Raw genomic sequence first — 19,400 nt, 5'->3', positions numbered from 1 at the left:
TCCGCCCCCCAACGGGTTATTGCTTCGGGCACTGCCTCGCCAGTTTCTGCTCTTCCTCGGTCAACGAGGCTCCGGGTGCCGGCGACTCGGACTTCTCGTCCCCCGCCTTGTCCCCGGCGTCGCCCTGCTTGTCGGGGTCCTTCTCGTCCGGGTTCTGCTTCTCCTGCTCCTGCTGCCGCCGCTCCTCCTCCTGCGCGCGGGAGTCCTCCGCCGCGGCCTCGGCGACCGTACGGCAGACGTCGGCCTGCTGCTGGAGGTCGGCCACCTTCGCCTGGGCGTCGCCGAGGCTCTCCTCGGCGATGTTGTCCTCGACGCGCTTCTGCTGGTAGCCGGGGAGGTACTTCAGCTCGATGTCCGGGTGGTCCTGGTGGACGGAGGACAGGCTCATCCAGGCGAGCTTCTGGTCGATGCCCTGGTAGACCGCGACGTGGTCGTCCTTCGTGCCCACGTAGTACTGCGACTGGGTCCAGTCGTACGCCTTGTAGCCGCCGAACCCCAGGCCGCCGAGGACCACGGCGAGCAGCAGCCCGCGCTTGAGCCACTTGAAGCGGGGCGGGGCCTTGACGAAGTCCTCGTCGTTGTACGACAGGCCGTACGGGTCGTCGTCCGCCGGGCCGAAGCCGCCGGCCTGCGGCGGCGTGGGCCGGCCGAGGCCCGCGGCGCGGGCGGCCGGGGTCTGCATGCCGGCGGTGTCGATCTGGTGCTGGTTCTCGGCGACGGCGCCGACGACCAGGGGGGCGTCGTTGAGCCGGCCGGCCATGGTGTCGTCGTCGGCGGCGTCGAGGACGTCGGCGATGATGACCGTGATGTTGTCGGGGCCGCCGCCGCGCAGCGCCAGCTCGATCAGCTCCTGCACGGTCTCCTGCGGCCCGGCGTAGCCGGCGAGGGTGTTCTCCATCGTCTCGTGGCTGACCACGGACGACAGGCCGTCGGAGCAGACCAGGTAGCGGTCGCCGGCGCGCACCTCGCGGATGGACAGGTCGGGCTCGACCTGGTCGCCGCTGCCCAGCGCGCGCATCAGCAGGGAGCGCTGCGGGTGGGTGGTGGCCTCCTCCTCGGTGATGCGGTTCTCGTCGACGAGCCGCTGCACCCAGGTGTGGTCCTTGGTGATCTGCGTCAGCGCGCCGTCGCGCAGCAGGTACGCGCGCGAGTCGCCGACGTGCACCAGGCCGAGCCGCTGGCCCGTCCACAGCAGGGCCGTGAGCGTGGTGCCCATGCCCTCCAGACGCGGGTCCTCCTCGACCATGCGGCGCAGCCGGTCGTTGGCGTGCTCCACGGTGGTGCCGAGGGAGGTGAGCAGGTCGGAGCCCGGGACGTCCTCGTCCAGGGCGACCATGACGGAGATGACCTCGGAGCTGGCGACCTCGCCGGCGGCCTGGCCGCCCATGCCGTCGGCGATGGCGAGCAGCCGGGGGCCGGCGTAGCCGGAGTCCTCGTTGTGGTCACGGATCATGCCCTCGTGCGACCCGGCGGCGAAGCGCAGAGAGAGGCTCATGCGCACCTCGCCGGTCGGCTCCGGGTACATCCGCATGGTGCCCGCCCTCCGGTCATGGTCTTCTACTTCCGCAGCTCGATGACGGTCTTGCCGATCCGGACCGGTGCGCCGGGCGGGATCGGCACCGGCGAGGTGAGCCGGGTCCGGTCGAGATAGGTGCCGTTGGTGGACCCGAGGTCCTCCACGATCCAGCGCCCGTCACGGTCCGGGTAGATCCTGGCATGCCGCGAGGAGGCATAGTCGTCGTCCAGCACGATTGTCGAATCGTGGGCCCGTCCCAGGGTGATGGTCTGCCCCTGCAGGGTGACGGTGGTGCCGGTGAGCGACCCCTCGGTGACGACGAGTTTGGTCGGGGCCCCGCGCTGGCCCCGGCGCCCGCCGCGGCCGCCCCTGGCGTCCTGCGGCGGCGCCTGCGGCCGCGGCGGCGGACGGTCCTGGACGGCCGCGGCCCGCCGGGTGACCCGGGTGCCGAACAGGTCACTGCGGATGACCTGTACGGCGACGATGACGAACAGCCACAGTACGGCGAGGAAACCCAGCCGCATGACCGTCAGGGTCAGCTCTGACATCGGCCCCGCTTCACCCTTCGGCTTGCCGGTAGAGGACGGTGGTGCTGCCCACGCGGATGCGTGAGCCGTCGCGGAGCGTAGCGCGCTGGGTGTGCTGGTCGTCCACCACGATGCCGTTGGTGGATCCGAGGTCCTGCACCATCGCGCCGCCGTCGAAGGCACGGATCTCGGCGTGCCGGCGCGAGACGCCGGGGTCGTCGATCCGCACGTCTGCTTCTGTGCTGCGCCCGAGGACCAGGGACTGCCTGGTCATCTGGTGGCGTACGCCGTTGATCTCCAGCCAGTGGCGCAGCCGGCGCGCGCCGCCCGGGGGGGCGCCTCCGGGGGCGCCCGCGGGCGCACCGCCGGGCATGCCGGGGGGCGGGCCCGCGGGCATCGGCGGCGGCTGGTGCTGCGGGGGGCGGCCGAAGGCGGCGTAGTCACTGGGCTGCGAGCCGTAGCTGCCGGGGCCTGCGGGGGCGGGGGGTCCGGGCGGCGCGGTGGGCGCACCGCCGGGCCGGCCCCGGGCGGGCGCCTGCGAGTGGCTGCCGGCCAGGGTGCGGCTGCGGATCCGGTAGAGCCCCGTGTCGAGGTCCTCCGCCTTCTCCAGGTGCACCTTTATGGGGCCCATGAAGGTGTAGCGCTGCTGCTGCGCGTAGTCGCGGACCATGGCGGCCAGCTCGTCGCCCAGCTGGCCGGAGTACGGCGCGAGCCGGTCGTAGTCGGGGGCGCTCAGCTCCACGATGAAGTCGTTGGGCACGACCGTGCGCTCGCGGTTCCAGATCGTGGCGTTGTTGTCGCACTCGCGCTGCAGGGCGCCGGCGATCTCCACCGGCTGCACCTCGGACTTGAACACCTTGGCGAAGGTGCCGTTGACGAGACCCTCCAGACGCTGCTCGAAGCGCTTGAGTACTCCCACGGGGCACCTCCTCTCCTACGCCTCTCTACGGGCCTTCCCGCCGGGCCCTCGAACATGCTGCTCGAAACTGCACGCTGATCGTATCCACGCGCGGGGGAATGGACTGGTTCCCGGTCCCCGCCGCCGGTACGCGGTGTCCTCTCTCACACCTGTCTCGCGCCAGTCCGGCCGGCCGCCGGCCGGCTGTCCGGCCGGGCCGTCCGGCCCTGCTCCTCCACCGTCCGCCCAGGCGTCCCCTGGGATGGTACGGGCGGCTCCTCCCAGTGTCCCGCACCACCGGCCCCGAGCGGCCGCGGTGCGGGCAAAACGGATGTGATTCGGGCCCGGACCGCGTGCTACGCTTCCTGACGTCAGCAGGACGCCGCACGGCCCAGGCCATGTACGGCACACCCTTTGCGCGGGTGGCGGAATAGGCAGACGCGCTGGATTCAGGTTCCAGTGTCCGAAAGGACGTGGGGGTTCAACTCCCCCCTCGCGCACACAGAGGGCAATATCATGTTATTGCCTTTGATCCCAGACGACAGAACCCCTGTTTCGGAGAGAACCGAAACAGGGGTTCGTTGCTGTGCGTACAGGGCATCCAGCCGGTGGAGGTGCGGATGTCGCTCTCCGTGACCAGCCGGGCCGTGAGCGTCCGGTTCCGGGGGGAAAAGAGAGCAAAACGTAACTGTTTGACAAGCCCAGATGTGATCCCACACACTCGAACGCGATTTCACTGAGACGTCTCAAACGGGGTGGCGGCCAAGGGGGTTGGCCGCGGGAGGAGTGAAATGACGGGGCATCAGGGGCGGGATTCCACCGAGCTGCCGGCGGTGCTGGAGGGCTTCGACCTCACCGACCAGACGCGGTTCGCCGACGGCTTCCCGCACGAGGTCTTCGTGCGCCTGCGCGAAGAGGCCCCGGTGCTGTGGCACCCGCCGGGCACCACGGTGGACGGCGAGGGCTTCTGGGTCGTCACCAGGCACGCGGACCTGAAGGCCGCCGCGGAGGACCCGGTGTTCTCCTCGAAGGGCGGTGTCGGTCGCGAGGGCGGCGGGACGCACATCGACGACCTGAAGCCCGGCGTGCACGCCGGCGCACTGATCAACATGCAGGACGACCCGCGGCACCAGCTGTTCAAGGACCTGGTCAGCCCGCCCGTCGCCCGGCAGGCCGTCGAGGCGCGGTTAGACGAATGGCGTGAGATCGCGGCCCGGCTCGTCGGGAAGGCGGTCGCGGAGGGCCGGGTGAACCTGCAGCCGGCGCTCACCGCCCCGTACACCATCGAGTGTGTCGGGAAGGTGCTCGGCGCGCCCGAGGAGGACGTGCCGCAGCTCATCGAGTGGGGGGAGACCCTCGCCGGATTCGAGGAACGCCGCTCCGGCAAGGTCAACCAGACCTCCACCGAGACCCAGTACGCGATGTACGAGTACAGCAAGAAGCTGCTCGCCCGGAAGCGTGCGGCCGCCGGCCCGCCGGCGAACGACCTGATGTCCGTGCTGGCGCACGGAGACATCCCCGCGGGCCGGGGCGAGGAGCCGCTCTCGGAGTACGAGCGCGAGGCCTTCTTCTGCCTGGTGCTGATCGCCGGCAGCGAACCGGCGCGCAACACGCTGGCGAGCGGCATCCTGGCCCTGGCACAGCACCCGGAGCAGTGGCACGACCTGCGCGCCGACCGCTCCCTGCTGCCCGGCGCCATCGAGGAGATGCTGCGCTGGGCCAGCCCCACGCCGTACAACAGGCGGACCGCGCTGCGCGACACCGTCTTCCGCGGCACGGAGATCAAGGCGGGCGAGAAGATCACCTTCTGGTGGGCGTCGGGCAACCGGGACGCCGAGGTCTTCGACGACCCCGCGACCTTCGACATCCGCCGCTCCCCCAACCCGCACCTGGCGTTCGCCCACGGCACCCACTCCTGCCTCGGCGAGCAGCTCGCGCGGATCGAGATGCGCGTGCTGCTGGAGGAACTGCTCGACCGGGTGGCCGAGATCAGGCTCGAAGGCGACGTGGTCTGGGCCCCGAGCAACAAGCACACGGTCGTCCTGCGGATGCCCGTCGAGCTGGTGCCGGCCCGTACGGCCTGACACCAACCACCCGTAACGGGACTTCACCATCACAACGGGGAGCAATTGAGCATGTCGGAAACACCAGCGACCGAGGAAGGGGCGAGCGGGGCGGAGGCGGCGATCGATCCGGCGATCTTCTCGCAGCTGCTGCCCTTCGACCCCTTCGACCCGGCGTTCCACGCCGACCCCTACGCCGTCTACCGCAAGATCCGCGAGCAGGGCCCCGTGACGCGTACGCCCCTGGGGCTCGTCGTGGTCCCCGGGCACGCCGAGGTCTCCGCGGTGCTGCGCGACAACCGGTTCGGGTGGGGCGACGGCGCCACCGTGGCCGAGCACTTCAGCCAGGCGCCGGACGGCACCACCGTGCGCCCGTTCATCTTCATGGACCCGCCGGACCACACCCGCATCCGCGGCCTGGTCAGCCAGGCGTTCGCCGCGCGCCGCATCGACGCGCTGCGCACCCGCGCCGGCGAACTGGTCGACGAGCTGATCGAGAAGGCCAGGGCCGAGGCCGGCGACGGCCCCGTCGACCTGATCGACGCGGTCGCCCACCCGCTGCCCGCGATCCTGCTCGGCGAACTCCTCGGCGTACCGGCGGAGCAGCACGAGCGGTTCCGCCAGCTGTCCAACGACATCGCGCACGGCCTCGACCCGAGCATCTTCCTCACGCCCGAGGAGGTCACCCGCCGCGACAGCGCCCGCGCCGAGCTGAACGCCTACTTCGGCACGCTCGCCGACGAGCGCCGGGCCGCGCCCACCGGGGACCTGATCAGCGAACTGGTCGCCGCCGAGGACACCGACGGCAAGCTCTCGGGCCACGAACTCGTCGTCACCCTCACCCTCCTGCTGTCGGCCGGGTTCGCGCTCACCGTGAACCTCGTCGGCAACGGCATGTACGCGCTGCTGCGCAACCCCGAGCAGGCGGCGTGGCTGCGCGCGCACCCGGAGGAGGTGCCCGCCGCGGTCGAGGAGATGCTGCGCTACGACCCGCCCGGGCAGATGATCTCCCGGGTCGCGCTGGAGGACGCCGAGGTCGCGGGCGTCCCGATCGCCGCCGGCGAACAGGTCATGCTGATGATCGGCGCCGCCAGCCGCGACCCCGAGGTCTACGAGGACCCCGACGCGCTGCTGCTGTCCCGCCCCGCCGGCCGGAACCTCGGCTTCGGGCTCGGCGTGCACTTCTGCGTCGGCGCGCCCATCGCCCGGCTCGCCGCGCAGGCGGCGGTGGCCAAGCTGACGGCGCTCGACCTGGAGCTGGCGACCGACGAGCCGCCCCGGGCGCCGTACATCATCACGCGCGGGCTGAAGGAGCTGCCCGTGCGCGTCGCCCCGGCAGGCTGAACGCACCTTCCGGCGCAGGGCACCACGGAGCAGGCGGCGCGGCGGCGCGGCGGTGAGCAGGCCCGGGCACGGCGCGACGATGTCGCGCGCCCGCAGCTCACTCCGCGTCTGCCCGCCGGATCGTACGGGGGAGTCATGAGCGAGAGAAGTGGTAGAGCCGGCGTGCCGGCCGATCGCCGGATCGCCGTGGTGGGGATGGCCTGCCGGGTACCCGGGGCGGCGGACCCCGGGGCGTTCTGGCGGCTGCTGCGCGACGGCGTGGACGCGGTCGGACCGGCGCCCGCCGGGCGCGGCCTGCCGGAGGGCGCCCACGGCGGCTTCCTCGACGAGGTCGACCGGTTCGACGCCGCGTTCTTCGGCATGTCACCGCGCGAGGCCGCCGCCGTGGACCCGCAGCAGCGCCTCGCGCTCGAACTGGCCTGGGAGGCGCTGGAGCACGCGGGGTTACGGCCCGGTCTGCTGCGCGGCAGCCGTACCGGCGTGTTCGTCGGCGCGATGACCGACGACTACGCCCGGCTCCAGCACGCCGCCGGCGCCGTCTCCGCGCACAGCACCACCGGCCTGAGCCGCGCCGCCCTCGCCAACCGCCTGTCGCACGTCCTCGGCCTGACCGGCCCCAGCCTCGCCGTCGACACCGCCCAGTCCTCCGGTCTCGCCGCCGTGCACCTGGCCGTACGGAGCCTCCTGGACGGCGAGTCGACCCTCGCCGTCGCGGGCGGCGTCCAGCTGAACATCCTCGCCGAGGGCTTCGCCGCCGCCGAACTCTTCGGCGCCCTCGCGCCCGGCGCTGACGCCCGCTGCCGCGTGTTCGACGCGCGGGCCGACGGCTACGTACGCGGCGAGGGCGGCGGCATCGTCGTCCTCAAGCCGCTGGCCGCCGCGCTCGCCGACGGCGACCCGGTGCACGGCGTCATCCTCGGCAGCGCGCTGGGCAGCGGCACGGGCCGCACGCTGACCGCGCCCGACCCCGCGGCGCAGGAGAGCGTCATCCGGGCCGCGTACCGCGACGCCGGGGTCGACCCGGACGAGGCGCGGTACGTCGAACTCCACGGCACCGGCACCCCGATGGGCGACCCCGTCGAGGCGGCGGCCCTCGCCGCCGCGCTGGGGACGGCGCACCGCGGCGAAGGCGAGGAACTCGTCGTCGGCTCGGTGAAGACCAACATCGGACACCTGGAGGGCGCGGCCGGCGCCGTCGGGCTGATCAAGGCGCTGCTGAGCCTCAAGCACGGAGAACTGCCGCCCAGCCTCCACTTCGAGGAGCCCCACCCGCGGATTCCGCTGGACGAGCTGAAGCTGCGCGTACGGACCGGGGCCGGGCCGTGGCCGCGGGAGCGGGAGCGGCGGGCGGCGCAGAAGGGGGAGAGCGCGGAACGCCTCGTCGCCGGCGTCAGCTCCTTCGGCATGGGCGGCACCAACTGCCACGTGGTGCTCTCCGACTGGCGCCCGGCGCCGGGGGACGGGCACGGCGAGGGGGACGGCTCGTACGGCACGCTGCCGTGGCTGGTCTCGGGGCGCGGCGCCAAGGCCCTGCGCGCGCAGGCCGCGGCGCTCGCCGCGCACGTCACCGGCACCGAACCCGACCGCGTACGGCTGCCGGACCTCGCGGGCTCCCTGGCCACCACCCGCTCCGCGTTCGAGCACCGCGCCGTCGTGCTCGGCGGGGACCGCGAGGCGCTGCTGTCCGGCCTGGCCGCGCTCGCCGACGGCCGCGACACCCCCCACGTGCTGCGCGGCGCGGTCGCGGCGCGGCCGGCGCCGGACGCGCCGGGCGGGCGCGTGGCGTTCCTCTTCTCCGGGCAGGGCAGCCAGCGCGCCGGCATGGGGCGTGCGCTGTACGCCGCGTTCCCCGCGTACGCGGAGGCGTTCGACGCGGTCTGCGCCGCGCTCGACGCCCGCCTCGCCCGGCACCTGCCGGACGCGCCGCCGCTCCGGGACGTCGTCCTGGCCGGTCCTGACACCCCGGAGGCGGAGCTGCTGGGGCGCACCGTCTTCACGCAGCCCGCGCTGTTCGCCGTCGAGGTGTCCCTCTGCCGGCTGCTGGAGCGCTGGGGCGTGACCCCCGACGTGCTGTTGGGCCACTCCGTGGGCGAGTTGGCGGCGGCGCACGTCGCGGGGGTCCTGGACCTCGCCGACGCCGCGGCCCTCGTCACCGCCCGGGGCGCGCTCATGCAGGCCCTCCCCGCGGACGGCGCCATGGCCGCGATCGAGGCGGACGAGGCGGAGCTGCGCGCGGACCTCGCCGCGTACGAGGAGGAGTCGGGGCCGGGCCGCCGGGTGGCGATCGCCGCGCTCAACGGCCCCGCGGAGACCGTCGTCTCCGGTGACGCCGACGCCGTACGGGAGCTGACCGCCGCCTGGTCCGCGCGCGGCCGGAAGGCCACCGCGCTGCGCGTCAGCCACGCGTTCCACTCGCCGCACATGGACGGCATGCTCGACGCCTTCCGCCGGGTCGCCGAAGGCCTCACCTACCACCCGCCGCGCATCCGGGTCGTCTCCGACCTCACCGGCGCCCCGGCCGGGGCCGCGGAGTTGTGCAGCCCCGACTACTGGGTGCGGCACGTCCGCGAGGCCGTCCGCTTCCTCGACGGCGCACGGGCGGCGAGCGCCGCCGGGGCGACGGTGTTCGTCGAGATCGGACCGGGCGCCGCGCTCAGCGGACTGACCCGGGACTGCCTGGGGGACGACGCCGGGGCGCTGGTCCTGCCGACGCTCCGGCGCGACGCGGCGGAGGACCGGTCCCTCCTCACCACCCTCGGCGAACTCCACGTGCACGGCGCCGAGGTCGGCTGGGACGCCTTCTTCGCCGACGCCGGCGCGCGGCGGGTCGAGCTGCCCACGTACCGCTTCCAGCGCAGCCGCCACTGGACGGGGCAGTCGCCGCCGGTGCGGCCCGCGGCGGGGGAACTGCCCGGTGCGCCGGACGCGCCGCCGGCCCCGGCCGAAGCCGCCGAGCCCGCGGAGCCCGCCGATGAGCAGCCGCCCGCCGACATCGCGGGCCTCACCGATCTCGTACGCACCCACACGGCCGCCGCCCTCGGCTACGACTCTGCGGCAGCCGTCAGCACCGGCACGGCCTTCCGCGACCTCGGCCTCGACTCCTACGGCGCCGTCGAGCTGCGCCGCCGCCTCACCGCCGGCACCGGCGTGCGGCTGCCGAGCGGCGCCCTGTTCAACCACCCGACGCCCGCGGCGATGGCCGCCTGGCTGCACACCGCCCTCGGCGGCGGCGACGCCCGGCCCGAGCCGGACGCCGGCCCGGCACCGGCGGCCGGCGACGACGACCCCGTCGTCATCGTCGGCATGGCCTGCCGCTACCCCGGCGGCGTCGGCTCCCCGGCGGAGCTGTGGCGGCTGCTGCGCGAGGAGCGGGACGCGATCGGGGACTTCCCCGCCGATCGCGGCTGGGACCTCGAAGGACTGCACGACCCCGACCCGGACCGCGCGGGCACCTCGTACACCGCGCGGGGCGGCTTCCTCGACGATGTCGCGGGCTTCGACGCCGAGTTCTTCGGGATCTCGCCGCGCGAGGCGCTGGCGATGGACCCGCAGCAGCGGCTGCTGCTGGAGACGAGCTGGGAGGCGTTCGAGCGCGCGGGCATCGCGGCCGGGCCGCTGCGCGGCAGCCGCACCGGCGTCTTCGTCGGCGCCACGGCGCAGGACTACGGGCCGCGCATGCACGAGGCCGCCGACGGGCTGGAGGGCTACGTCCTCACCGGCACCACCCCGAGCGTCGCCTCGGGCCGCATCGCGTACGTCTTCGGGCTGGAAGGGCCCGCGGTGACGGTGGACACGGCGTGCTCGTCGTCGCTGGTGGCGCTGCATCTCGCCGCGCAGTCGATACGCGCGGGCGAGTGCGACACGGCGCTGGCCGGCGGGGTGACCGTGCTGTCGACGCCCGGGATGTTCGTGGAGTTCAGCCGGCAGCGCGGGCTCGCGGCGGACGGCCGGTGCAAGCCGTTCGCGGCGGGTGCGGACGGCACGGGCTGGGCCGAGGGCGTCGGCGTGCTGGTCCTGGAGCGGCTGTCGGTGGCCCGGCGCAACGGGCACCGGCCGCTGGCCGTCGTGCGCGGCACGGCGATCAACCAGGACGGTGCGAGCAACGGCCTCACGGCGCCCAACGGGCTGGCGCAGGAGCGCGTGATCAGCGCGGCGCTCGCGAGCGCCGGCCTGGGCACCCGGGACGTCGACGCCGTGGAGGCGCACGGCACCGGCACGGAGCTGGGCGACCCGATCGAGGCGGAGGCGCTGCTCGCGACGTACGGGCAGGGCCGGGCCGAGGACCGGCCGGTGTGGCTGGGATCGCTGAAGTCGAACATCGGGCACACGCAGGCCGCGGCGGGCGTGGCGGGGATCATCAAGATGGTCCAGGCCATGCAACACGGGGAGTTGCCGGCGACGCTGCACGTGGACGAGCCGACGCCGCACGTGGAGTGGGCCGCCGGCGGTGTCTCGCTGCTGACCCGCGCCCGGCCGTGGCCGGAGGTGGATCGCCCGCGGCGGGCGGCGGTCTCGTCGTTCGGGGTGAGCGGCACCAACGCGCACGTGATCCTGGAGCAGGCCGACGAGACGGGTCCGGCAGAGACCCCGGAGACGCCCGGGGTGGCCGCGTGGCCGCTGACCGGCCGTACGGCGGCGGCGCTGCGGGCGCATGCGAAGCGGCTGCACGACTACGCGGCGGAGCGGCCGGAGCTGCGCGGCGACGAGGTCGCCGCCGCACTCGTACGCCGCACGCGCTTCGACCGGCGCGCGGTGGTCGTGGGCGCCGGGCGGGCGGAGTTGCTGGCGGGGCTGGAGGCGCTGGCCGCGGGTGTGCCGCACGACGGTGTGGTGCAGGGGACGGCGGCCGGGCCGGGGAAGACGGTGTTCGTCTATCCGGGGCAGGGGTCGCAATGGGTGCGGATGGGTGCCCGGCTGCTGGCGGAGTCCCCGGTGTTCGCGGATGCGCTCGCGGACTGCGCGCGGGCACTGTCCCCGCACGTCCACTTCGATCTGCTCGACGTGCTCACGAGTGATGATCCTGCCGTGTTGGAGCCGGTGGAGGTGGTGCAGCCGGCGCTGTGGGCGGTGATGGTGGCGTTGACCCGCTGGTGGGAGCACCACGGTGTGCGCCCGGACGCGGTCATCGGGCATTCGCAGGGTGAGATCGCCGCGGCGCATGTCGCGGGGGCGTTGAGCCTGGAGGACGCGGCTCGGGTGGTCGCGCAGCGGTCGCAGGCACTCACGGCTCTGGCGGGTACGGGCGGGATGCTGTCCGTTGCGCTGGACGAGGCCGGTGCGGAAGCGCTGCTGGGTGCCTGCGGCGTCGTCGGCGAGGTGTCGGTGGCGGCGTACAACGGGCCCGCGGCGGTGGTCGTCGCGGGACCTGCGGGCGCGTTGGACGCGGTGCAGGAGCACTGTGTACGGAACGACGTCCGGCACCGCCGCGTCCCGGTCACGTACGCCTCGCACACGGCGCTGGTCCAGCCGCTGGAAGCGGACCTGGCGGCACGCCTCGAAGGCATCGAACCGCGAACCGCCGACATCCCCTTCTACTCCACCGTGAGTGCCGGGCCGGTCGACACCACCACCCTGACCGCCGACTACTGGTTCACCAACCTGCGTTCGCCGGTTCGTTTCCACCAGACCGTGCAGGCGCTCCTCGCCGACGGCTACGGCCACTTCGTCGAACCCAGCCCTCACCCCGGCCTGCTCACCGCCGTCGAAGACACCATCGACGCCGCCGACGCCCAGGCCGTCACCCACGCCACCCTCCACCGCAACGACGACACCCCCCACCGCCTCGCCCTCGCGCTGGCCCACGCCCACGCCCACGGCCTCGACGCTGCCTTCGACGCCGCCGCCCCGCCCGCCGACCTGCCCACCTACCCCTTCCAGCATCAGCACCTCTGGCTCTCCCCCGCCGCCACCGCGCCCGCCGCGAGCGCCGGCCGCCACCTCTTCCTCGGCGCCCCCGTCCCTCTCGCCACCTCGGGCGGCCTGGTGTTCACGGCGGAGGTGTCGCTCGCCACGCACCCCTGGCTCGCCGACCATGCCGTGGCCGGTACCGTCCTCCTGCCCGGCACCGCCCTGGTGGAGCTGGCGTTGCACGCCGCCGACCACGTCGGCTGCGACCGTGTCGACGAGCTGACGCTGTCGGCTCCCCTGCTCCTCCCGGCAGCCGGGGCCGTCCGGCTCCAGGTCACCGTGGACGCCCCCGACGCCGAAGGCCGGCGGGCGCTCGGCGTCCACGCCCGCCCGGCGGCGGACGAGGAAGCGCCGTGGACCGCGCACGCCGAGGGGGTGTTGGCGCGTACCGCCGACGCCTCCGCGACCGGCCTGCCGTGGCCGCCCCCCGCCACCGCCGCCCCCGTCGACCTGTCCGACGGCTACCCGCGGCTCGGCGCACGCGGCTACGACTACGGGCCCGTCTTCCAGGGCCTGCGCCGCCTGTGGCACGACGGCGCCGACGGCACGGTCTTCGCCGAGGTGGCGCTCCCCGACGAGGCGACGGCCGACGCCGACCGCGCCGGCGTGCACCCGGCGCTGTTCGACGCCGCCCTGCACGCGGTGCTCCTCGGCGCGCCCTCGGACCGTACGCTCCTGCCGTTCTCCTGGTCGGGCGTACGCCTCCACGCGACCCGCGCGACCTCTCTGCGCGTACGCGCCTCCCGCCTCGGCGACGACGCCGTGGCCCTGGTCATGACGGACCCCGCGGGCGACCCCGTCGTCACGGTGGACCGGCTGTCGCTGCGCCCGGTGGAGGCGGCGCGGCTGCGCGAGGCGGCCGGCGGGCGGCACGACGGGCTGTACCGGGTGGCGTGGCGGCCGCTCGCGCCCGGCCCGGAGCGCGCCGACCACGTCGACATCGCGGACCTCGCCGACCTGTCCGTCCTGCCCGTGCCGGTACCGGAGTCCGTGGTGATCCGCCCCGCGGCCGTCCCGGCGGACGCAGCCCCCGACGCCGCCGCGATACGGGCCTCGGTGGCCCGGGCGCTGGAGCTGGTGCAGGGGTGGCTCGGGGACGAGCGGTTCGACGGCTCGCGGCTCGTCTTCGTCACCGGCGGCGCGGTGGCCGTCGACCCCGGCGACCGGGTGGCCGACCTCGCGGGCGCCGCGCTGTGGGGGCTGCTGCGCTCCGCTGCGTCGGAGTTCCCGGGCCGCTTCGCCGTCGTGGACACCGACGACGACCCCGCGTCCGCGGCCGCCCTGCCCGCGGCGCTCGCCACCCGCGAGCCCCAACTCGCCCTGCGCGCGGGACGCCTGACCGTGCCCCGCCTGGCCCGGCACACCCCCGCCGCCGACCCCGGGGCCCCGCCCTTCGGGCCGGGCGGCACCGTCCTCGTCACGGGCGGCACCGGCACCCTCGGCGCCCTCCTGGCGCGCCACCTGGTCACCCGCCACGGCGTACGCCACCTCCGGCTCGTCTCCCGCAGGGGACCCCGCGCCCCCCACGCCGGTGAACTGCGCGACGAGTTGACCGCCCTCGGCGCCACCGTCACCGTCACCGCCTGCGACCTCGCCGACCCCGACGCCACGCGCGAGCTGATCGCCGCCACCGCCGCGGCCCGCCCGCTGACCGCCGTCGTGCACGCCGCCGGGGTGCTCGAAGACGCCCTGATCACCAACCTCACCCCGGAGCGCCTGGACGCGGTCCTCGCCGCCAAGGCCGACTCCGCGCTCGCGCTCCACCGCGCCACCGCCGACCTGCCCGACCCGCCGGCGCTCGTCCTCTTCTCCTCCACCACAGCGACGCTCGGCACCCCCGGCCAGGCCAACTACGCCGCCGCCAACGCCTTCCTCGACGCACTCGCCCACCACCGGCCCCGTACCCTCTCGATCGGCTGGGGGCTGTGGGCGGAGGCCAGCGGCATGACGCGGCACCTCGGCGACGCCGGGATCCGGCGCATGGAACGTACCGGCGTCGCGCCGCTCGGCACCGACCACGCGCTCGCCCTCTTCGACGCGGCCGCGGGCGCTACAAGCACCGACGGCCCGCCGCACCTGATCGCCGCCCGGCTCAGCCTCGGCGCGTTCGGCGACCGGGACGGCGACGCGGCGGTACCGGCCGTGCTGCGGGACCTGGTGCGGCTGCCCGCCCGCCGGTCCGCCGCCGCCGCGTCCGCGGACGGCGACACCCTCGCGTCGCGCTGGGCGGCCATGCCGCCGGCCGAGCGGGAGCGCGAGGCGCTGCTGCTCGTACGGGAACAGGCGGCGGCCGTCCTCGGCCACGGCTCCGCGGAGCCGATCGAGCCGGGCCAGACGTTCAAGAGCCTCGGCTTCGACTCGCTGACGGCCGTGCAGTTGCGCAACCGCCTCGCCGACGTCGTCGGCCGGCGGCTGCCGACGACCCTCGCCTTCGACTATCCGACGCCGCACGCCCTCACCACCTACCTGCTCGGCGACGACGCCGCGGGCGCCCGCTCCGATGCCGCGCTCCGGCCTGCGGGCGGCGGGGCCGGGGAGTTGGCGGACGACCCTGTCGTCATCGTCGGCATGGCCTGCCGCTACCCGGGCGGCGTCGCGTCGCCCGAGGACCTGTGGCGGCTGGTGACCGAGGGGCGCGAGGGCCTGGGCCCGTTCCCCACCGACAGGGGCTGGGACCTCGACGCGCTGTTCCACCCCGACCAGGACCGGCCGGGCACCTCGCACACGCGGGCGGGGCACTTCCTCTACCGGGCCGGGGACTTCGACCCCGACCTCTTCGGTCTTTCGCGGCGCGAGGCGCTGGCGATGGACCCGCAGCAGCGGCTGCTGCTGGAGACGAGCTGGGAGGCCTTCGAGCGCGCGGGCATCGACCCGGCGGCGCTGCGCGGCAGCCGCACCGGCGTGTTCACGGGCCTGATGTACCACGACTACGCGGTCGGCGTGGACGCCGGCGCCGAGGGCGTCGAGGGGCATGTGCTGACCGGGACGCAGGCGAGCGTGGCGTCGGGGCGGGTGTCGTACGCGTTCGGGCTGGAAGGTCCTGCGGTGACGGTGGACACGGCGTGTTCGTCGTCGCTGGTGGCGTTGCACTTGGCGGCGCAGTCGCTGCGTACGGGTGAGTGCGACATGGCGCTCGCGGGCGGCGTCACGGTGATGGCGAGTCCGGGGACGTTCGTGGAGTTCAGCCGGCAGCGCGGGCTGGCACCGGACGGCCGGTGCAAGTCGTTCGCGGCTGGTGCGGACGGTACGGGCTGGGCCGAGGGCGTCGGCGTGCTGGTGGTCGAGCGGCTGTCGGCCGCGCGCCGCAACGGCCACCGGGTGCTCGCGGTCGTACGCGGCTCTGCGGTGAACCAGGACGGCGCGAGCAACGGCCTGACGGCGCCCAACGGGCCGTCGCAGCAGCGGGTGATCCGCGCGGCGCTCGACAGCGCCGGGCTGGGCCTCGCTGACGTGGATGCCGTGGAGGCGCACGGTACGGGGACGACGCTGGGCGACCCGATCGAGGCGGAGGCGCTGCTGTCGACGTACGGGCGGGGACGGGACGAGGACAGCCCGCTGTGGCTGGGGTCGATCAAGTCCAACATCGGGCACGCCCAGGCCGCGGCCGGTGTCGCCGGGATCATCAAGATGGTCCACGCGATGCGGCACGGCGAACTGCCCGCGACGCTGCACGTGGACGAGCCGACGCCGCACGTCGACTGGGCCGCCGGGGGCGTCTCGCTCCTCACCGACTCCCGGCCCTGGCCCGAGGTGGACCGGCCGCGCCGCGCGGCGGTCTCGTCCTTCGGCGTCAGCGGCACGAACGCGCACGTCATCCTCGAACAGCCCGAGCTGGAGGCCGAACTGCCGGCGGCGGCAGCCGCGGGACCCGTGGGCGTGCCGCTGTCGGCGCAGGGGGACGCGGCGCTGAGCGCGTACGCCGCGACGGTGCGCGGGCATCTCGTGGAGCACCCCGAGCTGGAGCCTGCCGCCGTCGCGGCGGCGCTGCGGACGCGGGCGCGGCTGTCCCGGCACGCGGTGGTCGTCGGAGAGGGACGGCAGGAACTGCTGGCGGGGCTGGAGGCGTTGGCGGACGGCGTACCGCACCCGGGGGTGGTGACCGGGCGAGCGGGGATGCCGGGCGGGACGGTGTTCGTCTACCCGGGGCAGGGCTCGCAGTGGGTGGGGATGGGCGCCCGCTTGTTCGCCGGGTCGCCGGTGTTCGCGGACGCTCTCACGGAGTGCGCGCGGGCGCTGGCCCCGCACACCGAGTTCGATCTGCTCGATGTCCTGACCAGTGATGACCCTGCTGCGTTGGAGCCGGTGGAGGTGGTGCAGCCGGCGCTGTGGGCGGTGATGGTGGCGCTGACCCGCTGGTGGGAGCACCACGGTGTGCGTCCCGACGCGGTGATCGGCCATTCGCAGGGTGAGATCGCTGCCGCGCATGTCGCGGGTGCCTTGAGTTTGGAGGACGCGGCTCGCGTGGTCGCGCAGCGGTCGCAAGCACTCACTGCCCTTGCCGGTACGGGCGGAATGCTGTCCGTAGCCCTGGACGAGGCCGGTGCCGATGCGCTGTTCAAGGACTGTGGCGTCTCGGGGGACGTGTCGGTCGCGGCCGTCAACGGGCCTACGGCGGTCGTGGTCGCGGGCCCGGCGGCAGCGCTGGACGCGGTGCAGGAGCATTGTGCCCGTAACGAGATCCGCCACCGCCGTATCCCGGTCACGTACGCCTCGCACACGCCGCTCGTTCAACCGTTGGAAGCGGATCTGGAGGCACGGCTGTCGGGCATCGAGCCCCGTACTGCGGACATCCCGTTCTACTCCACGGTGACCGCAGGGTCGGTCGACACCACCACCCTGACCTCGGATTACTGGTTCACCAACCTGCGTTCGCCGGTCCGCTTCCACCAGACCGTGCAGGCGCTCCTCGCCGACGGCTACGGCCACTTCCTGGAGCCCAGCCCGCACCCCGGCCTGCTCACCGCCGTCGAAGACACCATCGACGCCACCGACTCCGACGCCGTCACCCACGCCACCCTCCACCGCGACGACGACACCCCCCACCGCCTCGCCCTCGCGCTGGCCCACACCCACGCCCACGGCCTCGACGCCGCCTCCGCCACCAACGCCCCACCCGCCGAACTCCCCACCTATCCCTTCCAGCACGAGCACCTCTGGCTCGCCCCGCCCCGCGCCACCCGGTCGACGCACGACACCCTCAACTCCTGGCGCTACACCGTCACCTGGCGCCCGCACACACCCCCCGCCGCCCCGCGCGCCGTGCTCACCGGGACCTGGCTGCTCCTCACCCCGCCCGAGGCGTCTGTGCCCGCCGCCCTGGTCGCGGCGCTCGAAGCCGCCGGTGCCGCCGTCACCACCGACCCCGAACACCCCGACCCGGCCGGCATCCTCAACCTCGACCCCGACCCCACCGCCACCCTGACCCGTCTCCACGACCGGCAGCGGCGCCCCGCCGCCCCCCTGTGGACGGTCACCACCCACGCCGTACGGGCCACCCCCCAGGACCCGCCGCCCGACCCCGACCACGCCCGGACCTGGGGCCTCGGGCGGGTCGCCGCGCTGGAGTACGTCCGGCACTTCGCCGGGCTCGTCGACCTGCCCGCCGACCCGCAGCCCCACCACTACGCCCGGCTCGTCCAGCACCTGGCCGACCGGACCGACCCCGAGCACGAACCCCACGTCGCCATCCGCGACGGCGGCGGCCACGCGCCCCGCCTGGTCCGCGCCCCGCTCACCACCCCGCCGCCCGGCGCCGGTTACCGCCCCCGCCACGCCACCCTCGTCACCGGCGGCACCGGTGCCCTCGGCCCGCACATCGCGCGGTGGCTGGTCGAGGCCGGTGCCGAGCACCTCGTGCTCGTCTCCCGCCGCGGCGGGACGGCCGACGGTGTCGCGGAGCTGGTGGCCGAGGTCGAGGAGCAGGGCGCGCGGGTCACCGTCGCCGCCTGCGACGTGGGCGACAGGGACGCGGTCGCGGACCTCGTGCGCCGCCTCGACGCGGACGGCGTCCGGGTCGGGACGGTGATCCACGCGGCGGCGGCGATGCGGCTCAACTCGCTGGACGCGCTGACCGTCGAGGAGTTCCACGAGGTCGTCGAGGCCAAGGTCGCGGGCGCGCGGCATCTGGACGAGCTGCTGGCGCACCACCCGGTGGAGGCGTTCGTGCTCTTCTCGTCCATCGCCGGCGTGTGGGGCAGCGGCGACCACGGTGCGTACGCCGCGGCCAACGCCTGGCTCGACGCCTTCGCCGAGCAGCGCCGCGCGCGCGGGCTGCCCGCCACCTCCGTGGCGTGGGGCGTGTGGGGCAGCGACACGCTGCCGGACGCGGTCGATCCGGAGTTCCTGCGCAGGCAGGGGCTGCCGCTGCTCGACCCGGAGACCGCGCTCGCCGGGCTGCGGCAGGCACTCGACCACGACGAGACGTTCGTGGCCCTCGCGGACGTCGACTGGGAACGGTTCCTGCCCGTCTTCACCTCCGCCCGGCCCAGCCCGCTGCTCGCGGAGATCGCCGCCGAGCAGCGGCCGGCGGCGGATCGGGCGGCGGCCGGGCCCGTACGCGAAGGGTCGCCGCTCGCGCAGCGGCTGGCCGGTCTTGCGCCCGAGGAGCGCGAGAAGGAGCTGCTGGCCGTCGTCCACAGCTGTCTCGCCGCCGTCCTCGGGCAGCGGCCCGGCGCCGCGGAGCAGGCGGACCTCACCGACAAGACGCCGTTCCGGCAGCGCGGCATGGACTCGCTGCTGGCCGTCGAACTGCGCAACCGGCTCGGTGAGGCGACCGGCCTGCGGCTGCCCGCGACCCTGGTCTTCGAGCACCCCCACCCGCTCGCCGTCGCCCGCTTCCTCGGCGGGGAACTCGCGGTGGAGCTCGCCGGGGACCCCGCCGGCCTGCCGCCCGCCGCCGCCGTACGCGCCGAACTCGCCCGCCTCGAAGCCGCGGTCACCGCGCACGGGGTGGGCGCCCAGGAGCGTACGGAGGTCGCCGCCCGGCTGCGGACGCTGCTCGCCGGGCTCGACACCCAGGCCGCGCCACCGCCGGCGGACGCCGGCGAGGCGGCCGGCGGCGCCGCCGCGGACGACGATCTCGATCTCGTCAGCGACGAGGAGATGTTCGACCTCATCGACCGCGAACTCCGCGAAGGCTGAGGCGT

General features: G+C 74.8%; 6 protein-coding genes and 1 tRNA gene. 4 read left to right on the top strand and 3 right to left on the bottom strand.

Translation table 11 applies throughout. The annotated features are described in order from the left end of the window. Positions 1–16: 16 nt before the first annotated feature. The 3 genes from LG396_RS00345 to LG396_RS00335 are packed head-to-tail and all read right to left on the bottom strand — an operon-like array spanning position 17 to position 2,962. Positions 17–1,531 (bottom strand): PP2C family protein-serine/threonine phosphatase, encoded by a 1,515-nt coding sequence (locus LG396_RS00345; RefSeq protein ID WP_308190049.1) that lies wholly within the window; start codon positions 1,529–1,531, stop codon positions 17–19. Positions 1,532–1,557: 26 nt separating this feature from the next. Further along, positions 1,558–2,064: an FHA domain-containing protein FhaB/FipA gene (locus LG396_RS00340; protein ID WP_018838847.1), complete on the bottom strand. Its 507-nt coding sequence runs from the start codon at positions 2,062–2,064 to the stop codon at positions 1,558–1,560. 10 nt (positions 2,065–2,074) lie between these two features. Continuing rightward, complete coding sequence (locus LG396_RS00335; RefSeq protein ID WP_225793117.1) at positions 2,075–2,962, bottom strand: FHA domain-containing protein; 888 nt, start codon at positions 2,960–2,962, stop codon at positions 2,075–2,077. 395 nt (positions 2,963–3,357) lie between these two features. Between LG396_RS00335 and LG396_RS00330 the strand changes: the two genes are divergently transcribed. From LG396_RS00330 to LG396_RS39560, 4 genes are all read left to right on the top strand, one after another. Then, positions 3,358–3,441: transfer RNA gene (locus tag LG396_RS00330), tRNA-Leu, on the top strand. A 291-nt stretch (positions 3,442–3,732) separates the two neighbouring features. Then, the gene (locus tag LG396_RS00325) at positions 3,733–5,025 is read left to right on the top strand and encodes a cytochrome P450 (RefSeq protein ID WP_100300263.1); all 1,293 of its coding nucleotides are present in this window, start codon (positions 3,733–3,735) and stop codon (positions 5,023–5,025) included. A gap of 51 nt (positions 5,026–5,076) precedes the next feature. After that, positions 5,077–6,348 (top strand): cytochrome P450, encoded by a 1,272-nt coding sequence (locus LG396_RS00320; protein WP_018838850.1) that lies wholly within the window; start codon positions 5,077–5,079, stop codon positions 6,346–6,348. Between the two features lie 162 nt (positions 6,349–6,510). After that, the gene (locus tag LG396_RS39560) at positions 6,511–19,395 is read left to right on the top strand and encodes a type I polyketide synthase (RefSeq protein ID WP_308190048.1); all 12,885 of its coding nucleotides are present in this window, start codon (positions 6,511–6,513) and stop codon (positions 19,393–19,395) included. The last annotated feature ends 5 nt before the right edge of the window (positions 19,396–19,400 follow it).

Origin of the sequence: Streptomyces aculeolatus, assembly GCF_020400605.1 — a bacterium.
GTDB lineage: Bacteria > Actinomycetota > Actinomycetes > Streptomycetales > Streptomycetaceae > Streptomyces > Streptomyces aculeolatus.
The sequence above is the reverse complement of the archived record's forward strand: the minus strand, read 5'-3'. Positions and strand labels throughout refer to the sequence as shown.

Excerpts from the sequence above, each read along its gene's own strand:
- LG396_RS00345 (WP_308190049.1), bottom strand. The coding sequence starts at position 1,531 with ATGCGGATGTACCCGGAGCCGACCGGCGAGGTGCGCATGAGCCTCTCT.
- LG396_RS00340 (WP_018838847.1), bottom strand. The coding sequence starts at position 2,064 with ATGTCAGAGCTGACCCTGACGGTCATGCGGCTGGGTTTCCTCGCCGTA.
- LG396_RS00325 (WP_100300263.1), top strand. The coding sequence starts at position 3,733 with ATGACGGGGCATCAGGGGCGGGATTCCACCGAGCTGCCGGCGGTGCTG.
- LG396_RS00320 (WP_018838850.1), top strand. The coding sequence starts at position 5,077 with ATGTCGGAAACACCAGCGACCGAGGAAGGGGCGAGCGGGGCGGAGGCG.